Annotated in this window: 1 protein-coding gene; it reads right to left on the bottom strand. The window is 53.7% G+C overall.

Features of this window, described 5'->3' with window-relative positions:
* Positions 1–594: 594 nt before the first annotated feature.
* On the bottom strand, positions 595–1,719 hold the full coding sequence (locus DWZ22_RS10030) for an aminotransferase (RefSeq protein ID WP_118406051.1): 1,125 nt from the start codon (positions 1,717–1,719) through the stop codon (positions 595–597).
* Positions 1,720–1,894: the final 175 nt, after the last annotated feature.

The following is a 1,894-nucleotide window of genomic DNA, read 5'->3' as shown; positions in this document are numbered from 1 at the left end:
TGCAGACCTTTCGTCATGGCCTCCTACCTTTCTTTCGGGCCCTTGTCAGGGCCGATTCGTTAGCGCCCCTCCGTGTGAGGCGTTATTGCTGACGACATATTTATATCCAAAATCAGCCCATACTTCCACCTTGCCCCCGAACGGTTTTTTATAGGGGGTGAACGGCATACACATATACTTCACGCATGGCACACTTTGATTTAATAAAGTTTATTTACGTGCTTAAACGCTTTTTTAACCGGAAAATCAATTGGAACTAATCTTTCTTAAACCACCCTCAATTTGCATATTTCACGCAAAGGTATGAATAGAATTCGTAATTCTTGCTATGTCTCAACCATTTTGATTTTTATTCAGAAAAAAGTTCGTCCTATTCATTTTTAGCAACCAGGCTACCGTTTACCAGACGTTGGATACCGTTCACCGGAAGCTCAGTATACGGCCCCTCGGATACCCCGCCTGTTTTGCGTCTCTATTTGTAACAACTTGACTTTTTCGGCGGTAAAGACAAACAGACCCGCCCCAAAGGGAGCGGGTCTGCATTCGGTACATCGAGAGCCCAGTAAGGTTTAGGCCCTCGAAATCCTCAAGGGGCTACCGATCGAACTCGGCCAGCGCCTCGCCCAGAAGCCTCAGGCCCTCGCGAAGAACGTCTTCACTCGCGCAGTAGCCCAGACGCGCGCCGCAGGGAAGCTCAAAGCGGCTGCCGGGAACCAGCAGCACTCCCCTCTCGGCCAACAGGCGCTTGCAGAACTCCTCATCGTCCTCGGGAATATCCAGCTGAATAAACGAGGTGGATACGCCCTGCGGCGCCGTCCATGAGACGCGGCTCTGCGTATCGATCCATGCCTGAGCGATATCACGGTTGCCAAACACGATCTTACGGTTGCGCTCAAGGATCTTATCCTTGTGCTCGAGCACGTAGGTCGCCAGGGCGTCGTTGAACACGCCGCCGCAGATCATGGTGTAGTCACGATAGGTGCGGATACGGTTGGAGACCTCTTCGTCGGCCACGACCCAGCCCACGCGAGCCGCAGGCGTCGAATAGGTCTTGGACACCGAGTTGGTGACAATGGCCTTCTCGTACACGTCGGCCATCGATATAAAGGACTCGGTGTTCTCGAGCGGCAGATACACCTCGTCGCACAGCACGTAGGCGCCCACCGAGCGGGCGATCTCGGCAATCTGGCCGAGCGTATCGGCATCGAGCACCGTACCGATGGGGTTCGATGCGTTATTGATGCAGATGAGCTTGGTGTTGGGGCGCACCGAGCGCTTGAGCTGTTCGATATCGGGCTTCCAGCCGAGCTCCTCGCGAAGCTCCCAATACTCGACCTCGGCACCAAGCGTACGCGGAATCTCATAGAGCGGCGCATAGGTAGGCCACTCGGCAATCACGTGATCGCCGGGCTCGACAACAGCCATGATGGCATTGAGGTTAGCACCCGTACAGCCATTAGTCTGCAAAATGTGATCGGGATTGACCTCGCGACGATACAGCTTGGCGACTTCGGCCTTAAACTCCGGCGAACCCTCGATCCAGCCGTAATTCATCTTCTCGCGATCCAGGCACTCGTAGAACGTAGCACCGTCCTGCTCGTCAAGTGCGCGAAGCTCACCCATGGTCAGCGACGAGATCGTCGACTGAGCGATATCCCATGTAGCACTCTTCTCCCAAACGTTGAGCCATTCCTCAACGCCAATTGTCTTGATATCCATGGCCACCTTATCTGATCTTAATTTAGCGTCAATAAACATGAATGGGACGGTGCGAAAGAACCGCACCGTCCCATTGGAAGACATCTAATGGCAGCTAGATGTTTGTAGTAAGACCTGTACGGGTCTTTGAAAACCTTAGAGGTCCTCGCGCCAGAAGGGCATGCTCATGCAGCGC

Source organism: Collinsella sp. AF31-11 (assembly GCF_003475605.1).
GTDB lineage: Bacteria > Actinomycetota > Coriobacteriia > Coriobacteriales > Coriobacteriaceae > Collinsella.
The sequence above is the reverse complement of the archived record's forward strand: the minus strand, read 5'-3'. Positions and strand labels throughout refer to the sequence as shown.

What these genes read in the sequence shown, in the direction of transcription:
- DWZ22_RS10030 (WP_118406051.1), bottom strand. Translation starts at nt 1,719, where the DNA reads ATGGATATCAAGACAATTGGCGTTGAGGAATGGCTCAACGTTTGGGAG.